20 protein-coding genes are annotated in these 18,429 nt (G+C 75.3%); 13 read left to right on the top strand and 7 right to left on the bottom strand.

Going from position 1 to position 18,429, the window contains the following annotated elements:
- Complete coding sequence (locus D1J60_RS07885; protein ID WP_125820618.1) at positions 1-954, bottom strand: hypothetical protein; 954 nt, start codon at positions 952-954, stop codon at positions 1-3.
- Positions 955-1,251: 297 nt separating this feature from the next.
- On the opposite strand from D1J60_RS07885, the gene D1J60_RS07890 reads away from it, so the two are divergent.
- Complete coding sequence (locus D1J60_RS07890) at positions 1,252-1,674, top strand: ASCH domain-containing protein (protein ID WP_125820619.1); 423 nt, start codon at positions 1,252-1,254, stop codon at positions 1,672-1,674.
- Here D1J60_RS07890 and D1J60_RS07895 read toward each other — a convergent pair.
- Entirely contained in the window at positions 1,671-3,326 is a 1,656-nt protein-coding gene (locus D1J60_RS07895) for an FAD-binding dehydrogenase (protein WP_125820620.1), read from the bottom strand. The two genes, D1J60_RS07890 and D1J60_RS07895, sit on opposite strands and share 4 nt — an antisense overlap.
- An 87-nt stretch (positions 3,327-3,413) precedes the next feature.
- Between D1J60_RS07895 and D1J60_RS07900 the strand changes: the two genes are divergently transcribed.
- From D1J60_RS07900 to D1J60_RS07930, 7 genes are all read left to right on the top strand, one after another.
- The gene (locus D1J60_RS07900) at positions 3,414-3,995 is read left to right on the top strand and encodes an NUDIX domain-containing protein (RefSeq protein WP_125820621.1); all 582 of its coding nucleotides are present in this window, start codon (positions 3,414-3,416) and stop codon (positions 3,993-3,995) included.
- A 20-nt stretch (positions 3,996-4,015) separates the two neighbouring features.
- Positions 4,016-4,414, top strand: coding sequence for a DUF202 domain-containing protein (locus D1J60_RS07905; protein WP_125820622.1), 399 nt, complete (start codon positions 4,016-4,018; stop codon positions 4,412-4,414).
- Complete coding sequence (locus tag D1J60_RS07910; RefSeq protein WP_125820623.1) at positions 4,411-4,731, top strand: DUF202 domain-containing protein; 321 nt, start codon at positions 4,411-4,413, stop codon at positions 4,729-4,731. Before D1J60_RS07905 ends, D1J60_RS07910 begins: the two co-directional genes overlap by 4 nt.
- A 100-nt stretch (positions 4,732-4,831) precedes the next feature.
- Positions 4,832-5,128 (top strand): hypothetical protein, encoded by a 297-nt coding sequence (locus D1J60_RS07915; protein ID WP_125820624.1) that lies wholly within the window; start codon positions 4,832-4,834, stop codon positions 5,126-5,128.
- 98 nt (positions 5,129-5,226) lie between these two features.
- Positions 5,227-6,138 (top strand): MBL fold metallo-hydrolase, encoded by a 912-nt coding sequence (locus D1J60_RS07920; RefSeq protein WP_125820625.1) that lies wholly within the window; start codon positions 5,227-5,229, stop codon positions 6,136-6,138.
- Positions 6,139-6,256: 118 nt separating this feature from the next.
- Positions 6,257-7,282, top strand: coding sequence for a phosphotransferase family protein (locus tag D1J60_RS07925; RefSeq protein WP_125820626.1), 1,026 nt, complete (start codon positions 6,257-6,259; stop codon positions 7,280-7,282).
- 13 nt (positions 7,283-7,295) lie between these two features.
- Positions 7,296-8,513, top strand: coding sequence for an acyl-CoA dehydrogenase family protein (locus tag D1J60_RS07930; protein ID WP_125820627.1), 1,218 nt, complete (start codon positions 7,296-7,298; stop codon positions 8,511-8,513).
- Between the two features lie 72 nt (positions 8,514-8,585).
- Here the strand turns inward: D1J60_RS07930 and D1J60_RS07935 are convergent, their stop codons facing one another.
- Entirely contained in the window at positions 8,586-9,047 is a 462-nt protein-coding gene (locus D1J60_RS07935) for a MerR family transcriptional regulator (RefSeq protein ID WP_125820628.1), read from the bottom strand.
- A gap of 61 nt (positions 9,048-9,108) precedes the next feature.
- Between D1J60_RS07935 and D1J60_RS07940 the strand changes: the two genes are divergently transcribed.
- The gene (locus D1J60_RS07940; RefSeq protein WP_125820629.1) at positions 9,109-10,224 is read left to right on the top strand and encodes an alkene reductase; all 1,116 of its coding nucleotides are present in this window, start codon (positions 9,109-9,111) and stop codon (positions 10,222-10,224) included.
- On the opposite strand, the gene D1J60_RS07945 is transcribed toward D1J60_RS07940, so the two are convergent.
- Genes D1J60_RS07945 through D1J60_RS07955 form a run of 3 tightly spaced genes read right to left on the bottom strand, consistent with a single transcriptional unit; the run spans position 10,221 to position 13,519 of the window.
- A complete protein-coding gene (locus D1J60_RS07945; protein ID WP_206436497.1) occupies positions 10,221-10,832 on the bottom strand; it encodes a TetR/AcrR family transcriptional regulator in 612 nt (203 codons plus the stop codon). The genes D1J60_RS07940 and D1J60_RS07945 overlap by 4 nt on opposite strands.
- A gap of 36 nt (positions 10,833-10,868) precedes the next feature.
- Positions 10,869-12,743: an AMP-binding protein gene (locus D1J60_RS37955; RefSeq protein ID WP_241253180.1), complete on the bottom strand. Its 1,875-nt coding sequence runs from the start codon at positions 12,741-12,743 to the stop codon at positions 10,869-10,871.
- Entirely contained in the window at positions 12,740-13,519 is a 780-nt protein-coding gene (locus D1J60_RS07955) for an SDR family oxidoreductase (protein ID WP_206436498.1), read from the bottom strand. The genes D1J60_RS37955 and D1J60_RS07955 overlap by 4 nt, the downstream gene beginning before the upstream one ends.
- Before the next feature lie 128 nt (positions 13,520-13,647).
- On the opposite strand from D1J60_RS07955, the gene D1J60_RS07960 reads away from it, so the two are divergent.
- The 4 genes from D1J60_RS07960 (at position 13,648) to D1J60_RS07975 (ending at position 17,982) form a co-directional block, all read left to right on the top strand.
- Positions 13,648-14,895 (top strand): DUF1343 domain-containing protein, encoded by a 1,248-nt coding sequence (locus D1J60_RS07960; protein WP_125820630.1) that lies wholly within the window; start codon positions 13,648-13,650, stop codon positions 14,893-14,895.
- Between the two features lie 139 nt (positions 14,896-15,034).
- Complete coding sequence (locus D1J60_RS07965; RefSeq protein ID WP_206436499.1) at positions 15,035-16,324, top strand: serine-threonine protein kinase; 1,290 nt, start codon at positions 15,035-15,037, stop codon at positions 16,322-16,324.
- Positions 16,325-16,474: 150 nt separating this feature from the next.
- On the top strand, positions 16,475-17,071 hold the full coding sequence (locus tag D1J60_RS07970; protein WP_125820631.1) for a hypothetical protein: 597 nt from the start codon (positions 16,475-16,477) through the stop codon (positions 17,069-17,071).
- Positions 17,068-17,982: a 3-keto-5-aminohexanoate cleavage protein gene (locus D1J60_RS07975; RefSeq protein ID WP_347147184.1), complete on the top strand. Its 915-nt coding sequence runs from the start codon at positions 17,068-17,070 to the stop codon at positions 17,980-17,982. Before D1J60_RS07970 ends, D1J60_RS07975 begins: the two co-directional genes overlap by 4 nt.
- On the opposite strand, the gene soxR is transcribed toward D1J60_RS07975, so the two are convergent.
- Entirely contained in the window at positions 17,957-18,406 is a 450-nt protein-coding gene (gene soxR / locus D1J60_RS07980) for a redox-sensitive transcriptional activator SoxR (RefSeq protein ID WP_125602659.1), read from the bottom strand. The two genes, D1J60_RS07975 and soxR, sit on opposite strands and share 26 nt — an antisense overlap.
- Positions 18,407-18,429 lie beyond the last annotated feature (23 nt).

The following is an 18,429-nucleotide window of genomic DNA, read 5'->3' on the forward strand; positions in this document are numbered from 1 at the left end:
TCAAGCGGTGCCGAGCGCGGCACTGCGCGCGGCGAGGAAGGCCTTGTGCGGATCGCGGTCCGGGTAGGACCAGGGGGCGCGGGTGGCATGGCTGCCGATGCGGTGGAAGAGGGCGGCCGCTTCGGCGGGGCGGCCTTCGCAGAGCTTGGCGTGGGCGAGGAAGTTGAGGTCGACCCGGTTGCGGGGGTGGTCCTCCCGCTCCCACTCCAGCCACCAGTCGAAGGCGGAGCGCAGTACCTGGCGGGCGCGGCGTCCGGTCCAGTGCTCTTCGGCGGCGGTGGCGGTGGCGCTGCCGCGGGCGGCGGCGAGGACGCGGAAGCGCTCGGCGTGGGCGATCACGGGCAGGACGGCGAGGGGCGAGTCGGCCGGGGACTCCTCGGCGGCCCAGGCGGCGAAGTCGTAGACCTCGTGGAGCGGGTCGTGGCCGGAGGCGGGGGCGCGTTCGGCGAGCTTGGCGACCATGAGGTGGTGGGCGTGGTGGTGCTCGCGGTGGCGGGCCCGGACCTGGTCGAAGTGGCGGCTGAACTCCTCTTCGGTGCCGAAGGCGCGGGCGAGCATGAGGAGGCCGAGCCAGGGGGTGGGGTCGGCGGGGAGCAGCGCGGCGGCGTGGCGGCAGGCCGCGTCGGCGGCTTCGGGGCTGCCCTTGCCACGCAGGGCGGTGGAGACGGCGGCGCAGGCGAGGAGGGTGGCGGCGTCGGCGCTGCCGGGTTCGGCGAGCAGCCATTCGCGGGCCCAGGCGGTGGCCGCGGGGGTCTCCGCGAGGACGACGAGGCGGTGGCCGCGGCGGTCCCAGTCGTCGCCGGTGGCGACGAGGAGGGCGCGGGCCTTGGCCCAGCGGCCCTGGGTGAACTGGCTGCGGACGCCGACGAGCTCGGTGTCGCACAGGGCGGGGTCGAAGAGCTGGGCGTCCCGCTTGCGGGCGCGGCCGAGGGGCGGCGGCGGAGGCGGGGACATCCGCGGGTTCCCTCCAGGACGCGGGCGCGGGTGGACTGCGTACGCGGGTGCGCGCACGGGGGCACGGGTGGGGCGGGGCGGTTCGGTGGTACGCGTGGGGTGCCGGCGGCGCGGCTCGATCGTGCCGGTGGTCAGTCCGGATGATCACGCACAGCAAACCGGTAGGCACAGCTCCGCGTCAAGGTCCGGTCCACTGGGTGGCGCGTTTCAACTGGTGAGCAGAAGGGGCGAGTTGGGACGCAAGTGACGGTTCGAAATGCGGGTGCGACCTGGGAGGACGGTTCGTAGGGTGGCCGCATGACGAACCACGGCGGTCTGCCGCCCTTCGAGCTGGGCTTCCCGGGAGAACTGCGCGACCGGCTGGTGGCCGCCGTGCTGAGCGGGGCGAAGACCACGACGACGGCCCTGCTCGAGCAGTACCGGGCCGCGGACGAGGCGCTGCCCCGGCCGGGCGAGCGCAGGGCGCTGGTGGACTCCGACGAGCGGCCACTGGCCGTCGTGGAGGTGACGGACGTACGGGTGCTGCGGCTGGCCGAGGTCGATCTGCGCCATGCGCTGGACGAGGGCGAGGGTTACGCCTCGGTGGCCGAATGGCGCTCCGCGCACGAGGGGTTCTGGCACGGCGAGCCGTCGCGCGCGGAGCTGGGCGACCCGGCGTTCACGGTGGACGACGACACCCTGGTGGTCACGGAGCGCTTCAGGGTCGTCCTCACGGCCTAGCCGACCGCGCGGGCCGCGGCGCGGCCCGCGGCGCGGCCCGAGAAGACGCAGCCGCCGAGGAAGGTGCCCTCCAGCGCGCGGTAGCCGTGGACGCCGCCGCCGCCGAAGCCGGCCGCCTCGCCGGCCGCGTAGACGCCGGGCAGGGGGTCGCCGGAGGGGGTCAGGACGCGGGAGGACAGGTCGGTCTCCAGGCCGCCCAGGGACTTGCGGGTCAGGATCGAGAGCCGGACGGCGATCAGCGGGCCGGCGGCGGGGTCGAGGATGCGGTGCGGGGCGGCGGTGCGGATCAGCTTGTCGCCGAGGTACCTGCGCGCGCCGTGGATGGCCGTCACCTGGAGGTCCTTGGTGAAGGGGTTGGCGATCTCCCGGTCGCGGGCGGTGATCTCGCGGCGGACGGCGTCCTCGTCGAGCAGGTCCTCCTTGGTGAGCTCGTTCATCCGGCGGACCATCGCCGACAGGTCCCGCTCCACGATGAAGTCCGCGCCGCGGTCCATGAAGGCCTTGACCGGTCCGGGGACCGCCTGCCGGGCCCGGTTGATCACCTCGCGGACGGACCTGCCCGTCAGGTCGGGGTTCTGCTCGGAGCCGGAGAGGCCGAACTCCTTGCCGATGATGCGCTGGTTGAGCACGAACCAGGTGTGGTCGTGGCCGGTCCGCATGATGTGGTCGAGGGTGCCGAGGGTGTCGAAGCCGGGGAAGAGCGGTACGGGCAGCCGCTTGCCGGTGGCGTCGAGCCAGAGCGAGGAGGGGCCGGGCAGGATGCGGATGCCGTGCCGGGACCAGATGGGGTTCCAGTTCTCGATGCCCTCGGTGTAGTGCCACATCCGGTCCTTGTTGATGTGGCTGGCCCCGGCGGCCTCGGTGATGCCCAGCATCAGGCCGTCGACGTGCGCGGGGACGCCGGAGAGCATCCGCGCGGGCGGGGTGCCGAGCCGCTGCGGCCACTGGGCGCGCACGAGGTCGTGGTTGCCGCCGATGCCTCCGCTGGTCACGATCACCGCCTGGGCCCGCAGGCTGAACGCCCCGACCGTCTCGCGGCTGCTCGCGGTGCCACGTTCGGCGTCCGAGGGGGCCAGGACCTCGCCGGTGACGGTGTCCACGGCGCCGGCGGTGGCCGACAGGCCGGTGACGCGGTGGCGGAAGGCGAACCGGACCAGCCCGCGGTCCGCGCCGGCGCGGACCTTGCGGACGAAGGGCTCCAGCAGGCCGGGGCCGGTGCCCCAGGTGATGTGGAAGCGGGGCACGGAGTTGCCGTGGCCGTTCGCGTCGTAGCCGCCGCGTTCGGCCCAGCCGACCACCGGGAAGAAGCGCACCCCGCGGGAGTGCAGCCAGGACCGCTTTTCGCCGGCCGCGAAGTCCACGTACGCCTCGGCCCAGCGGCGCGGCCAGGCGTCCTCGTCCCGGTCGAACCCGGCGGTGCCGAGCCAGTCCTGGAGGGCGAGCTCGCGGCTGTCCTTGATCCGCATGCGGCGCTGCTCGGGCGAGTCCACGAAGAACAGCCCGCCGAAGGACCAGTGCGCCTGGCCGCCGATGGACTGCTCCGGCTCCTGGTCGAGGAGGATCACCCTGCGGCCCGCGTCGACGAGCTCGGCGGTGGCCACGAGGCCCGCGAGGCCCGCTCCGATCACGATCACGTCAGCGTCGTACGTCATGCCTGCCGGTCCTCCGGTCGGTCGGTGGTGGGGCAGATCCTTGGCTACGGAGCGGTAACCAGTCAACAGCGGTGGTTGGATGGCTTCGTGGATCCCGCTGACGAGGTACTGGACGTGGTGGACCGGGACGACCGGGTCGTGGGGCGGGCGCGCCGGGGCGAGGTGTACCGGCGGGGGCTGCTGCACCGGTGCGTGTTCGTCCTGGCCAGGGACGCGCAGGGGCGGGTCTTCGTGCACCGCCGGACCGCGTCGAAGCTGGTCTTCCCCTCGTACTACGACATGTTCGTGGGCGGGGTGCTGGGCGCCGGGGAGGAGTACGCGGACGCCGCGCTGCGGGAGGCCGGGGAGGAGCTCGGGGTGAGCGGGCTGCCGAGACCGCGGCCGCTGTTCAAGTTCCTCTACGAGGGCCCGGGCGGCGGCTGGTGGTCGTACGTGCACGAGGTGCGGTGCACCCTGCCGGTGGCCCCGCAGGCCTCGGAGGTGGACTGGCACACCTGGCTGCCGCAGGAGGAGCTGGACCGGCGGGTCGCGGGCGGGGACTGGGCGTGGGTGCCGGACGGGCTGGAGGCCTACCGGCGGCTGCGCGCGTTCCGGGAGGGCGGGGGCGGGGGCCCGTCCGGGGGCGGGCATGTGCCCGGGGGCGGTACCCAGCCCGCGCCGGGTTCGTGACGGGGACGTAAATTGGCCGTGTGATCGACTTCGTCAAGGACGTGCGCCTCTGGTTCGCACCAGGGCGTCTGCGGGACGAGGGCGAGACGCCGGACTACCGCTTCTCCCTCGCCAACGAGCGGACCTTCCTCGCCTGGATCCGCACCTCGCTGGCGCTGGTCGGCGGCGGGTTCGCGGTGGACCAGTTCCTGCCGGACCTGCGGTGGGGGGTGCGGGTCGGGATGGCCCTCACGCTGCTGGCGGTGGGGGCGGCCTGCGCGCTGCGGGCCGTGAACCACTGGGTGCGGTGCGAGCGGGCGATGCGGCGGGGCGAGGACCTGCCGGTGTCCCGGTTCCCGGTGGCGCTGAGCCTGGGCGTGGGGCTGGTGGCGGCGGCGATGGTGGTGGTCGTGCTGCTGGGCTGGACGGCCGGGCGGTGACCCGTCCCGGTACGGCGGCCCGTGACGCGGGGCTCCAGCCCGAGCGGACGCGGCTGGCGTGGCGGCGTACGACGCTGGCCTGCTCGGTCACGGCGGTGCTGGCGCTGCGGCAGGCCCTGCACGGGACGGGCTCGCGGGTCGAGGTGGCCGCGACGGCGGTGATCGCGCTGATCTGGGTGGCCTTCCTGTGGGTGGCGCACCGGCGGGTGCGGGAGCTGGCCGCGGCCCGGCCGCCGGGGCTCTCGCCGCGGGTGGCGCTGGCGGCGGTGCTGTGTTCGGTGGGCCTGGCGGTGTTCGCGATGGCGCTCATCGTCTGAGGCGGTCGTCCGGACGATCAGATGGCCCTACGGTCCCACTAGTGCCGCGCCACGGGGACACAACGGGCGACCCGGGAGGTCGCGCACTAGCCTCGGCCGCATGACGACCCTGCACCAGGAACACCCCACGCACGCCCACGAGCACGGCCCCGGCTGCGGGCACACGGCGGTCCGGCACGGCGACCACCTGGACTACGCGCACGACGGCCACCTGCACCGGCAGCACTCGGGGCACTGGGACGAGTGCGAGACCTCCGAGCACGCCCCGCACGAGGAGCACGACCACCGGCACGGCGAGGGCTGCGGGCACGACGCGGTCCCGCACGGCGACCACCTCGACTACCTGCACGACGGGCACCGGCACGCCCCGCACGACGGCCACTACGACGACCACTGACGTCCCCGGCCGGCCCCCGGCCGCCCCCGCTCTCCCCGGCCCGGCCCCCGGCTGACAGGATGCCGACGGTCCGTCACAGCGATCCGGGGAGAGCGTCCATGACCGTCGAAGAGCCGTACGTCGTCCAGCCCGCGGCCGGAGTGCACGCCTACGTCCAGCCGGACGGGGGCTGGTGCCTGAACAACGCCGGCTGGATCAGCGACGGCGGCCGCACCCTGCTCGTCGACACCGCCGCCACCGAACGGCGCGCACGGGCCCTGCGCGATGCCGTCACGGCCTCCGGGGCGCCGCTGCCCCGGACCGTGGTCAACACCCACCACCACGGCGACCACACCTACGGCAACGCCACGTTCGCCCCCGAGGCCGTGATCGTCGGCCACGACCAGGCGCGCGCCGAGCAGCTCGCCGCCGGGCACCAGCTGGAGCTGATCTGGCCCGCGACCGACTTCGGGGCGATAGAGATCACCGCCCCCGACCTCACCTACAGCGACCGGCTGACCCTGCACGTCGGCGACACAGAGGTGCGGGTGATCCACCCGGGCGTGGCGCACACCACCGGCGACTCGGTCGTGTGGCTGCCCCGGCAGCGGGTGGTGTTCACCGGTGACCTGGTCTTCGCCGGCGGCACCCCGTTCCTGGCGATGGGCTCCCTCGCCGGTTCGCTGCGCGCGCTGGAGCTGCTGCGCTCGCTGGACGCGGAGACGGTCGTACCGGGGCACGGGCCGCTGACCGACGCCTCGGCGTACGACGCGACCGAGCGCTACCTGCGGTTCGTGGCGGAGCTGGCCCGGCAGGGCCGGGAGAAGGGGCTGACCCCGCTGGAGCTGGCGCAGGGGGCGGACCTGGGCGAGTTCGCGGCCTGGCGGGAGAGCGAGCGGCTGGTGGCGAACCTCCACCGGGCCTACGCCGAGCTGGGCGGGGAGCCGGAGGGAGTGCCGCTGGACATCCTGGCGGTGCTGCGGGACATGACGGTGATGAACGGCGGGACGCCGATCCTGTGCCACGCGTGAGCTGAGCGCGGCCGGCCGGGGGGATTCTTCCGGCCACCCCCTGGACGGCATACCGACTGGTCGGCATGATGGCCCCGGACCGAGAATCCCGTCGTCGACCCGTACGGAGGCGCGCGCCATGACCCCAGCCGATCCCCGAGGCCTCGATCTGCGGAGGCTGCGCGGCCATCTGGACGCCGCGCGGCCCGGGCTCACGGCGGGGCCGCTGAGCGGCCGGCTGATCGAGGGCGGCCGGTCGAACCTGACGTACGCGGTCACCGACGGCACCTCCCGCTGGGTGGTGCGGCGCCCGCCGCTGGGGCACGTCCTGGCCACCGCGCACGACATGCGCCGCGAGCACCGGGTGATCTCGGCCCTGCACGGGACCGCCGTACCGGTGCCCGAGGCGCTGCTGCTGTGCGAGGACGAGGAGGTGCTGGGGGCGCCGTTCTACGTCATGGAGCACGTGGACGGGACCCCGTACCGCACCGCCGGGCAGCTCGCGGAGCTCGGCCCCGAGCGCACCCGGCGGGCGGTGCTGGGCCTGGTGGACACCCTGGTCGACCTGCACGCGGTGGACCCGGACGCGGTGGGACTGGGCGACTTCGGCCGGCCCGAGGGCTTCCTGGACCGGCAGCTGCGCCGCTGGGGCAAGCAGCTCGCGGCCTCCCGGGGCCGGGAGCTCGCCGGGATCGACGAGCTGCACGGGGCGCTGGGGCGGGCCCTGCCCCGCTCCCCCGCGCCGACCGTGGTGCACGGGGACTTCCGGCTGGACAACGTCCTGATCGGCGGGCCGGACGACGCGGTCCGGGCGGTGCTGGACTGGGAGATGTCCACGCTCGGCGATCCGCTGACGGACCTCGGCCTGCTGGTGATGTACAGCTCCGACCTGGGCCTGGCCGACTCCCCGGTCAGCACGACGAGCGGGGCGCCCGGCCATCCGGCGCCCGCCGAGCTGGTCGAGCGGTACGCCGCCCGCTCGGGGCGGGACACCGCGTCGATCGCCTGGTACACGGCCTTCGCCTGGTTCAAGCTCGCCGTGATCCTCGAAGGCATCCACTACCGGTACGTGCTCGGGCAGACGGTCGGCGCGGGCTTCGACCGGATCGGCGAGCTGGTCCCGGTCTTCATCGAGCACGGACTGACCACCCTCCAGGAAGGCTGAGGAGCCGCACCGCATGGACTTCGCATTCGACACCCGGACCGAGGAACTCCGCGAACGGCTGCTCGCGTTCATGGAGGAGTACGTCCACCCGGCGGAAGCCGTCGCCGCCGAGCAGCGCGCACGGCTGGCCTCGCCCTGGGACACCCCGGCCGTCTTCGGCGAACTGAAGGCCGAGGCGCGCCGCCAGGGGCTGTGGAACCTCTTCCTTCCCGACGCCGAGTACGGCGCCGGGCTGACCAACCTCCAGTACGCCCCGCTGGCGGAGATCACCGGCCGCAGCCCCCACCTGGCGCCGATGGCGACCAACTGCGCGGCCCCGGACACCGGGAACATGGAGCTGCTCGCGCAGTTCGGCGACGAGGCGCAGAAGAAGCAGTGGCTGGAGCCGCTGCTGGCCGGGGAGATCCGCTCCGCCTTCGCGATGACCGAGCCCGAGGTGGCCTCCTCGGACGCGTCGAACATCGAGACGCGCATCGAGCGCGACGGTGACTCGTACGTGGTCACGGGGCGCAAGTGGTACATCTCGGGGGCGATGAACCCGGACTGCAAGGTCTTCATCGTGATGGGCAAGACCGACCCGGAGGGCGAGGATCCGCGCCGCCGGCAGTCGATGGTCCTGGTCCCGCGCGACACCCCGGGCGTGGAGGTGCGCCGGGCGATGACGGTGTACGGGTACGCGGACCACGACCACGGCGGCCACGCCGAGGTGGTCTTCGACGGGGCCCGGGTCCCGGCGGGGAACCTGATCGGCGGGGAGGGCGCCGGCTTCGCCATCGCCCAGGCCCGGCTGGGTCCGGGCCGGATCCACCACTGCATGCGGCTGATCGGGATGGCGGAGCGGGCCGTCGAGCTGATGTGCCGGCGCGCGGTGGGGCGTACGGCCTTCGGGAAGGAACTGGCCGCGCAGGGCGTCGTGCAGAACTGGATCGCGGACGCCCGGGTCACCATCGAGCAGCTGCGGCTGCTGGTGCTGAAGACGGCCTGGCTGATGGACACGGTCGGCAACCGGGGCGCGCACACCGAGATCCAGGCCATCAAGATCGCGACCCCGCGCGCGGTCGTGGGGATCCTGGACCAGGCGGTGCAGCTGCACGGCGCGGGCGGGGTCAGCCAGGACTTCCCGCTGGCCGAACTGTGGGCGGCGGCCCGGACCCTGCGGCTGGCGGACGGGCCGGACGAGGTGCACCAGCGTTCGCTCGCGCACCGCGAGCTGAGGCGGTACCGGGCCTGAGCGGGCCTTCCGCGGCGGGGCCGGCGGGTGGGGCGCCTCCGGTGGCCCCGGCGAACCGGCCGCGCCGACGGCTCACGCGCCGACGGAGCCCCCGGACGCCGGGGCGGGGCCGGACGCCGGGGCGGGGCCGGACGCCGGGGCGGGGCCGGACGCCGGGGCGGGGCCGGACGCCGGGGCGGGGCCGGACGCCGCCGCGATGACCTCGTCTAGGACCTCGCGGGAGCGCAGGAGGTCGCCGATCATCCGGTCGATCCGGTCGCGTTCGCCGGACAGCTCGGCCACCAGGGCCGGGGTGGCGCGCACCGAGGGGCCGCCGTCCTCGTCCCGCATGCAGGGCAGGATCTGCCTGATCCGGGAGCTGTTCAGGCCGGCCGCGTAGAGTTCCTGGATCCGGATGACCCGGTCGACGGCCCGCTCGGGGAAGTCCCGGTGGCCGCCGGGCGTCCGGTCGGACGCCAGCAGGCCCTGCTGCTCGTAGTAGCGCAGCGAACGCTCACCGACCCCGGTGCGCGCCGCCAGTTCACCGATCCGCACGGCCACCTCCCGGGCTCCCGCCCTTGAACTTGACACCGGTGTCAGGTTCTACGGTACCGGCATGACGCAGACACGACAGACCCCCGCCGCATCCCGCCTCTTCGAACCCGCCCGCCTCGGCGGCCTGGAACTGTCCAGCCGTCTGGTGATGGCCCCGCTGACCCGCAATCGCGCCGGGGCCGACGGGGTGCCCGGCGAACTCATGGCCGTCCACTACGCGCAGCGCGCCTCGGCCGGCCTGATCATCGCCGAGGGCACCACCCCGAACGCGGTCGGACAGACCTACCCGAACATCCCCGGCATCCACACCCCGGCCCAGATCGCCGGGTGGCGCCGGGTCACCGACGCCGTGCGCGCGGCGGGCGGGCGGATGTTCCTCCAGCTCCAGCACGGCGGCCGGGTCGGGCACCCCGACACCAGCGGGCTCGTACCGCTCGCGCCGTCCGCCGTGCGCTTCCCCGAGCCGCTGCAGACCCCGGGCGGGCCGCGGGAGGGCGTCACGCCCCGCGTGATGAGCGAGGAGGACGTCCGCTCCACCATCGCCGACTTCGCGAGCGCCGCCCGCAATGCCGTCGAGGCGGGCTTCGACGGGGTCGAGGTGCACTCGGCCAACGGCCACCTGCTCCACCAGTTCCTCGCCGGGAACACCAACCTGCGCACCGACGCGTGGGGCGGGTCCGTCGAGAACCGGATCCGGTTCCCCGTGGAGGTGGTCCGGGCCGTCGCCGAGGCCGTCGGGCCGGAGCGGGTCGGCGTGCGCGTCTCCCCCGGGACGAACGTCAACGGCGTACGGGAGGACGACACCGAGCTCCTGTACCCGGCGCTCGTCGCGGCCCTCGCGCACGTGGGGCCGGCCTACCTGCACCAGGTCCACTCCGACCCGGACCGGCCCCTCTTCGCGGAGATCCGCGCGGCCTGGCCCGGCACCCTGATCGCCAACCCCCGGCTCTCCCACGAGGAACTCGCCGCCGACGCGGGCCTGCTCAAGGGCGAGCGGCTGCTGGCCGCGGGCGCCGACCTGGTCGCGCTGGGCCGGGGCTTCCTGGCCAACCCCGACCTGGTGGAACGCCTGCGCACGGGCGCGCCGCTCAACGCGCTCCGCCCCGAGTTCCTGATGCACGTACACGGCCCCGAGGGCTACAACGACTACCCCGCTCTGGCCCCGGCCCCCGCCTAGGGACGCAGGGAGCGCAGCAGCAGGTCGGCGAGGTGGTCGGCGACCTGGTGCGGGGTGAGCGGGCCGTCCGTGCGGTACCAGGTGGAGAGGTGGTGCACGGAACCGAAGTAGTAGTCGACCACCAGGTCGGCGGGCGTGGCCGTGGCGAAGACACCGCCGCGCATGCCCTCCTCGACCAGCGCCCGGAACCGCTCGTGGTAGCGCCGGCGCTCGGCCCGTACCTGCTTGTACTGCTCCGGGCCGAGCTGGTGCATCGACCGGAAGAAGATCATCGCGTCGTCGAGGTTCTCGATGGTGGTGACCACGACGTCGGCCGCGGCCGCGCGGAGCCGCTCCTCGACGGGGGCGTCGGAGTCGGCCACGGCGTCGAGCCGCTGCTGCTGGAGGCGCAGCATCCGCGCGTACACCTCGTGCAGCAGGTCGTCCTTGGAGCCGAAGTAGTGATAGAGGGCGCCCTTGGTCACCCCGGCCGCCTCGACGATCTCCTGGACGGAGGTGCGGTCGTAGCCGCGTTCGGCGAAGAGCCGCGTGGCGACGGCCAGCAGCCGCTGCGGCACCGGGGTCTCCCGGTTTCCGTCCTCGGGGCCCTCGGTGGTCCTGGCGGCCATGGCGCTCGCCTTCCTCTCCTGATCCTCCGACTGTTTTCAGCCGCGGTCGCGCAATTCTCGTCGCAGGATCTTGCCACTGGTGGTCTGCGGAAGGACAGGCAGGATCTCGACCCGGCGCGGGTACTTGTACGCGGCCAGGCGGTCGGCGCAGTACGCGGCGAGTTCCGCCGGTCCGGCCGAGGCGCCCGGCCGCAGGCTCACGTACGCCTTCACCGTCTCCCCGCGGTAGGGGTCGGGCACGCCGACCACGGCCGCCTCGCGCACGGCGGGGTGGGTGTAGAGCACGTCCTCCACCTCCCGGGGCCAGACCTTGAACCCGGAGGTGTTGATCATGTCCTTCTTGCGGTCGACGACGTAGAGCCAGCCGTCGGGGTCCATGAACCCGATGTCCCCCGTGCGCAGTTCGCCGTCCGGGAAGGCGGCGGCGGTGGCGTCGGGCAGCCCCCAGTAGCCGGGGACGACCTGCGGCCCGCGCACGGCTATCTCCCCGGCCTCCCCGAGCGGGAGCTCGGCGCCGTGCTCGTCGAGGATCCGTACGAGGGTCTGCGCGCCCGGGACCCCGACGGAGAGGGTGCCGGTGGCGGGGTCGACGGGCGCTTCGAGGTGGGCGGGGACCGAGGCGCAGGGGGCGGTGCACTCGGTGAGGCCGTAGCCGTTGCGCAGGTAGAACCCGAAGTCGGCGCGGAGGCGTTCGACGAGGGCGGGCGGGAGCGGTGCGCCGCCGGAGGAGAGCACCTGGAAGGAGGCGAAGTGGTCCCGGGTGGCGTCGGGGTGCGCGGCGAGCGCCGTGAAGGCCGTGGCGGGGCCGATGGCGTAGGCGGGCCGGTGTTCGAGGAAGGCGTCGAGGACGGCCCCGGGGTGGAAGCGGTGCGCCAGGACGAGGGTGCCGGCGTTGACGAAGCAGGCGGCGAGCTCGCAGACGAGGCCGGTGATGTGGAAGAGCGGGGCGAGCGCGAAGTACCCGGCGCCCTCGGCGAGGGGGTGGCCGGTGACCTGCCGGGTGGCGTTGTAGGTGATGGCCCCGTGCGGGTTCATGGCCCCCTTGGGGGTGCCGGAGGTGCCGGAGGTGTAGCTGATCAGGGCGGTGTCGGCGGCGGTGAGGCGGGGGTCGTCCGGAGCGGGGTGCCCCTGGCGGGCCACGAGGACCAGATCAACGGCATCCACCCCCGCGGCCGCGGGCCGGGCCGGGGCCGAGCCCGAGGCCGAGGCCGCGGGCCGGGCCGAGGCCGGGGGCCGGGCCGGGGCCGCGGGCCGGGCCGAGGCCGGGGGCCGGGCCGAGGCCGGGGGCCGGGCCGGGGGCGGGGCCGAGCCCGAGGCCGAGGGCGGGGCCGAGGGCGGGGTCGAGGGCGGGGTCGAGGGCGGGGTCGAGGGCGACGGCGACGGCGGGGCCGGGGGCGGGAAGACGCGGGGGTCGTTGCGGGTCTGGAGGTCCGTGCTGCGGGTCGTCAGGACGGTGCGGACGGCCGAGCCGGCCACCGCCTCCCCCAGGTACTCCCCCCACGGACCCGCCTCGCACACCAGCGCGACCGCCCCGGAGTCCCGCAGGACGTGCCCCGCCTCCCCCGCCTTGTACATGGGGTTCACCGGCACGACCACCGCCCCGGCCTTCCACGCGCCCAGCACCGCGAGCACGAAGTGCGGGGTGTTCTGGAGCATGACCGCCACCCGGTCGCCCCGCCCGACCCCCCGCCCGGCGAGGTACCCGGCGACGGAGTCGGACAGCGCGTCGGCCTCGGCGTAGGTGATCCGGCCGTCGAAGTACGCGAGGGCCGTGCGCTGCGGCGCCCGGGCCGCGGCGGCCCGGAAGGCGTCGGGCACGCTCGCCGGGGGCGTCACCGGCGCCAGCTGGGCGGGGCTCAGCCGGCCCAGCCACGGCCGGGCGGCGTACGGGGACCCGGAGGGACCCGTCACGACCCCTCCCACGTGCGCTGGAGGCGGTTCATGCCGCGCAGCCACCGCTCGGGGTCGCTCGCGCGGGCGGCGTGGAAGCGCGCCACCTCGGGGTGCGGGAGGATCAAGAACCGGCCCTTCTCCATGCCGTCGAACAGTGCTTCGGCGACCGTCTCCGGCTCGATCGCGGTCGGCGCCAGGACCAGTTCCCCCGCCGAGCCGGAGGCGGTCAGCATGTCGGTGCGCACCCCCTGCGGGCAGATGGCGTGGACCTGTACGCCCCGGTGGCGGTAGGTCAGCGACAGCCATTCCGCGAAGGCGAGGGCTCCGTGCTTGGTGACACTGTACGGGGCCGCTCCGATCATGGTCAGCAGCCCGGCGGCGGAGACCGTGGACACGAAGCGGCCGCTGCCGCGCTCCAGCCAGCCGGGCAGCAGGGCCCGCGCGGCCCGTACGTGCGCCATGACGTTGGTGTCCCAGGCGGCCTCCCAGACGGCCTCCTCCGCGAAGGCGTCGCCGCCCGCGGCGAGTCCGGCGTTGGCGCAGTACACGTCGACCGTGCCGCCGAGGGCCTCGCGGGCCTCCCCGACGACCGCCGAGGCGTCGCCGGGGACGGCGATGGCCCGTGCGCCGGTCGCGGCGATGGCTCCGGCCACGGCGGCCGCCTTGGCGGCGTCGAGGTCGTTGACGACGACGGTGGCCCCCTCGGCGGCGAAGCGGTGGGCGAGGGCCGCGCCGATGCCGCCGCCCGCGCCGGTGACGACGACTCGCTGGTCCTGGTACGCGCTCACGCTCACGGGTTCACCTTTCGTCGCTGCCGACGGCCGACGGCCGACGGCCATCGACCGGCCGGACCGGCCGGATCCCGGCAGACTAACCAGTCGGTATGTGACGGCGGAAGGGGCGCGGGCCCTAGCGTGGCGGGATGACGCTGTCGCGACGCGGGGTGCTGGGGATGGCGGGGGCCGTGGGCGCCGCGGGGGCCCTGGGGGGTGCGGCGGCGGGGCCGGCGGCCGCCGACGGGCGGGTGCGCACCGGCTTCGAGCGGCTCGCCGCCGACGGGTACGCGGAGCTCGCCGGGCAGCGGGTCGGGGTGGTCACCAACCCCACCGGGATCACCGCCGACGCCCGCCACCTGGTCGACGTACTGCACGCCGACGAACGGGTGGACCTGGTCGCGGTGTTCGGGCCGGAGCACGGTTTCCGCGGTACGGCACAGGCCGGCGGCTCCGAGGGGGCCGGCCGCGATCCGGCGACGGGGCTGCCGGTGTACGACACGTACGGCAGGAGCGGGCAGCAGCTCGCGGACGTGTTCACGGCGGCGGGCGTCGACACGGTCGTCTTCGACATCCAGGACGTCGGGGCGCGCTTCTACACCTACATCTGGACCCTGTACGACTGCATGCGCGCGGCCGCGCTGGCCCGCAAGGCGGTGGTGGTGCTGGACCGGCCCAACCCGGTGGGCGGGCGGCGGGCGGCCGGGCCGGTGCTGGATCGGGCGTACGCGAGCTTCGTGGGCCGGGAGCCGATCGCGCTGGCGCACGGGATGACGGCGGGCGAGCTGGCCCTGCTGTTCAACGGCGAGTTCCTGAAGGGCGCCGGCCCCCGGCTGCGGGTGGTGCCGGTGTCGGGGTGGCGGCGGGACTCCTTCTTCGGGGAGACCGGCCTTCCGTGGCTGCCGCCGAGCCCGAACGTGCCGACCCCGGACACGGCCCTCGCGTACGCGGGGACCTGCCTCTTCGAGGGGACCAACCTGTCCGAGGGCCGGGGCACGACCACGCCCTTCGAGGTGGTGGGCGCGGAGGGCGTCGACCGGCGCTGGGCGGAGGCGGCGAACGGGCTGGGACTGCCCGGGGTGTGGTTCCGGGAGACCTGGTTCACGCCCGCCTTCTCCAAGCACGCGGGCAAGGTCTGCGGCGGGGTCCGGCTGGTCGTGCACGATCGGGAGGCCTTCGATCCGGTCCGGGCGGGCATCGGGCTGCTGGTGACGGCGCGGCGGGCGTGGAGCGGCTTCGTGTGGCGGGCCGACCACTGGATCGACCGGCTGGCCGGCTCGGACCGGGTGCGGACGATGGTGGACGCGGGCGCGGGGGTGGACGAGATCGCGGCCGCCTGGGCCGGCGGCCTGGCCGGGTTCTCCGCGGTGAGGGCGGGGTATCTCCTCTACCCGTGACCCCGGGCGGGGGCCGCCCCTCCTCTCCTCAGGCCTGTGGCGGGCCTCCCGCGGACCGGTGCCGTCACGGGTCTGGCCGACGCCGCCCGGCGGCGGGATGCTGCGAGCACCGGAGGCGGCGCGCGGGAAGGGGGAGGCCATGGTGGACAGCGGTGGTGCGGCGGCGTTCGGAGCCGGGATCGGGGTGGGTCCGTACCAGGAGCTGACCTTCGACGCCCAGGGCGACGTGGACCCGGCCACCCGGGCGGCGGTGGCCCGGATCGAGGCGACGGACCTGCTGGTCTTCGCGCACGGCTGGAACAGCGACCGGCCCACCTCCACCCGGCTGTTCGACCGCTTCTTCGCCCCCTTCCCGGGGCTGGTGGGGGCCGGGGTGCGGCTGGGGTACGTGGGGGTGGTGTGGCCTTCGATCCGCTTCCCGGACGAACCGATCCCGGACTTCGACCCGCCCGGCATCCTGGCGGACGCGGGGGCCGGGACCGCTCTCGACGACGCCACGCGCGCGGCCCTCGGGGCGTTCTGGCCGGGGCGGGAGGCGGACCTCGACCGGGTCGCCGCGCTGCTGGCGGAGCAGCCCGAACCGCTCGCCGCGCTCCCCGGGTTCGGGGCGTCGGTACGCCGGCTCGTGGACGCCGACCCGGTGGGCGCGGCCGTCGCCCCGGAGGTGCCGGCCGTCTTCGTACGGGACACCGTCGAGGTGTGCCGGGCGCTGGCGGAGGCCCTGGCCGGTGCCGGGGGCGCTCCGTCGGTCGCGCTCGGCGACGGGGCGCGCGCCCTGTGGGGCGGGGCCAAGGAGCTGCTGCGCCAGGCCACGTACTACGAGATGAAGAAGCGGGCCGGGGTGGTCGGCGAGCACGGGCTCGGGCCGGTCCTCACCGACCTCGCCGGACGCCGGCCGGCCCTGCGCGTGCACCTGGTCGGGCACAGCTTCGGCGCCCGGGTGGTGTCCTTCTCGCTGCGGGCCGTGCCGGACGGGGCGCGGCACGTGAAGTCGCTGACGCTGCTCCAGGGGGCCTTCTCCCACTACGCGTTCAGCGAGCGGCTGCCGCACGACCGGCGGCGCGGCGGGGCCCTGGGCGGGCTCCAGCGCCGGGTGGACGGACCGGTGGTGGCCTGCCATTCCGCGCACGACTCCGCGCTGCGCGTGTTCTACCCGCTGGCTTCCCGGATGGCGGGGGATTCGGCCGGTCTGCTCGGCTTCGACGAGCGGTGGGGCGCGGTCGGGCACGACGGGGTGCAGGCGGTGCCCGGTGCGCCGCGGCTGAGCCTGGAGGCGGCCCTGCGGGGCGGCCTGCCGGCGGCCGGTTGCGTCAGCGTGGACGCGGGCTCCGTGGTCCGCCGCGGCGGTGCTCCGTCGGGGGCGCACAGCGACATCTGCCATGAGGAACTGGCCCGGATCGTGGTCGGGGCGGGGCGCATGGGGCGCTGAGTTCCGGCCATGTGCCACCCGCACGCCTCGACCGCCCCCGCATGCGCCCACATCCTGCCGGGCATGTTGGGCACGTCGCGGGGGGTCGCTTCGTTCGACGGAGTGACGCGGGCAGTGGTGTGGGCATGGCACGGCGGAGGTGAAGGTACGGTGGCAGGTTTTCGGAGTCTCGCCTATCAGGTGCGCGACGCGCGCAACGACCGGGCATTGCGGCGCCATTCGCTGCGCCGCTGCCTGGAGCGGTTCGCGCCGTACGGGCACCGGGCGACGTGGTGGCACCTGTGCGACCGGCACGGGATCGCGCCGGAGGACCGGGGCGCGGACCCGCTGCGGCTGGTCGCGGCGCTGGAGGAGCTGGAGGAGGCGCGGGCGGTCTGGCTGGAGTACGAGAGGCAGTTCGCGGAGCGGCGCAGACGTGAGAAGCACGACGGGGTGCGGCGGCCAGAGTGGGCCTGGGGCGGCAGTGGGGACGCCGTGGTGCGGTGCGCCGACCCGGGTGTGCGGCCGGACGGGACGCTGGGTGAGGTGCTGCGGCGGCTGATCGCCGCCCTGGAGTCGGAGCCGGGGACCGTGTGCCCGGTCTGCGGCGAGGAGGAGCTGCGCTGGCCGGCCGCGCTGTCGGGGCCGTCGGCGTGGGCCGGTGCGTGGTCGTGGGACGGGCCGGTGTGCGGCGGCTGCGGGATCGTGGTGCCCCGGCCGGCGCTGGCGGGGGCGGCGGTGGGACACCAGGCGGCGGGCGCGGCGTGAGCCGGGCGGACGGCGGCGGCGTGAGCCGGGCGGACGGCGGCGGCGTGAGCCGGGCGGACGGCGGCGGCGTGAGCCGGGCGGACGGCGGCGGCGTGAGCCGGGCGGACGGCGGCGGCGTGAGCCGGGCGGACGGGCCGGGCGGGTGCGGCCGGGCGGGCGCGGGGGTGCTCCAGGTCGCGCTGAACGGCTCGCGGGACGCGGCCGACGGGGCGGCGGTGCCGCTGTCACCGGGGGATCTGGCCCGGTCGGCGCTGGAGGCGGTGGCTGCCGGGGCGGGCGAGGTGCTGGTGCACCCTCGGACCCCGTGCGGGCGGGAGAGCCTCTCGCCCCGCGTGGTGGGGCCGCTGCTGGAGGAGATGCGCGGCGCGGGGGTCCGCGTACCTCTGACGGTGCCGGCGGGGGTCACGGCCGAGCCCGATCCGGCGGGGCGGCTGGAGCGGGTGCGGTCCTGGACGGTGCTGCCGGACCGGGCGGCGGTGCCGTTCGCGGAGCCCGGGGCCCGGGAGCTGGCGGCGGCCCTGCTGGAGCGCGGGGTGGCGGTGGACGCGGTGGTCCCGCTGGGCGGCGGAGCCGGGCCGGAGCCGCTGGCCCGGTTCCTGGAGTGGGCCGTGCCGGAGCCGGCCCGGGTCCGGCTGGTGGCGGAGCTGGCGGAGGCCGACCCGGCGCTGGTGGCGGGTCTGGGGTGGCTGCCGCCGGTGCCGGTGGTGCTGTACGGGCGGGAGGACGCCGCCTGGCCGGTGCTGCGGCTGGCCGCGCGGTGCGGGGCGGGCGCGCGGATCGGCGTGGCGCAGGTGCTGCGGCTTCCGGACGGGCGGGCGGCGCGTTCGAACGCCGAACTGGTGGCGGCCGCCGTCGGCTTGGGTGCCGCGGCCGCCACGGGGACGGCTACTGGGACAGCCGGGAGCCGATGAGGCGCTCGCCGAAGACGTCGTCCGGGTTGGACAGCGCGCAGCTCTTCAGCGAGAGGCAGCCGCAGCCGATGCAGTCGTCCAAGTGGTCGCGCAGGCTGCTCAGTTGCCTGATCCGCTGGTCCAGTACGGTGCGCCAGTTCTCGGACAGCCGCGCCCAGTCCTCGCGCGTGGGGGTGCGCTCCTCCGGCAGCTGGGACAGCGCCTCGCGGATGCTGGCGAGCGAGATGCCCACGCGCTGGGCGGCCCGCACGAAGGCGACCCGGCGCAGCACCTCACGGCTGTAGCGGCGCTGGTTGCCGGAGGTGCGGCGGCTGCTGATCAGCCCCTTGGCCTCGTAGAAGTGCAGGGCGGAGACGGCCGCTCCGCTGCGCGCGGACAGCTGACCGACGGTGAGTTCGTGGACCTTCTCGGGAATCTGCGGCACGCGGCCGAGCCTAGTCGGACGTC

Source organism: Streptomyces sp. W1SF4, assembly GCF_003950035.1.
Lineage (GTDB): Bacteria > Actinomycetota > Actinomycetes > Streptomycetales > Streptomycetaceae > Streptomyces > Streptomyces racemochromogenes.

Excerpts from the sequence above, each read along its gene's own strand:
- D1J60_RS07885 (WP_125820618.1), bottom strand. The coding sequence starts at position 954 with ATGTCCCCGCCTCCGCCGCCGCCCCTCGGCCGCGCCCGCAAGCGGGAC.
- D1J60_RS07890 (WP_125820619.1), top strand. The coding sequence starts at position 1,252 with ATGACGAACCACGGCGGTCTGCCGCCCTTCGAGCTGGGCTTCCCGGGA.
- D1J60_RS07895 (WP_125820620.1), bottom strand. The coding sequence starts at position 3,326 with ATGACGTACGACGCTGACGTGATCGTGATCGGAGCGGGCCTCGCGGGC.
- D1J60_RS07915 (WP_125820624.1), top strand. The coding sequence starts at position 4,832 with ATGACGACCCTGCACCAGGAACACCCCACGCACGCCCACGAGCACGGC.
- D1J60_RS07920 (WP_125820625.1), top strand. The coding sequence starts at position 5,227 with ATGACCGTCGAAGAGCCGTACGTCGTCCAGCCCGCGGCCGGAGTGCAC.
- D1J60_RS07925 (WP_125820626.1), top strand. The coding sequence starts at position 6,257 with ATGACCCCAGCCGATCCCCGAGGCCTCGATCTGCGGAGGCTGCGCGGC.
- D1J60_RS07930 (WP_125820627.1), top strand. The coding sequence starts at position 7,296 with ATGGACTTCGCATTCGACACCCGGACCGAGGAACTCCGCGAACGGCTG.
- D1J60_RS07940 (WP_125820629.1), top strand. The coding sequence starts at position 9,109 with ATGACGCAGACACGACAGACCCCCGCCGCATCCCGCCTCTTCGAACCC.
- D1J60_RS07945 (WP_206436497.1), bottom strand. The coding sequence starts at position 10,832 with ATGGCCGCCAGGACCACCGAGGGCCCCGAGGACGGAAACCGGGAGACC.
- D1J60_RS07960 (WP_125820630.1), top strand. The coding sequence starts at position 13,648 with ATGACGCTGTCGCGACGCGGGGTGCTGGGGATGGCGGGGGCCGTGGGC.
- D1J60_RS07965 (WP_206436499.1), top strand. The coding sequence starts at position 15,035 with ATGGTGGACAGCGGTGGTGCGGCGGCGTTCGGAGCCGGGATCGGGGTG.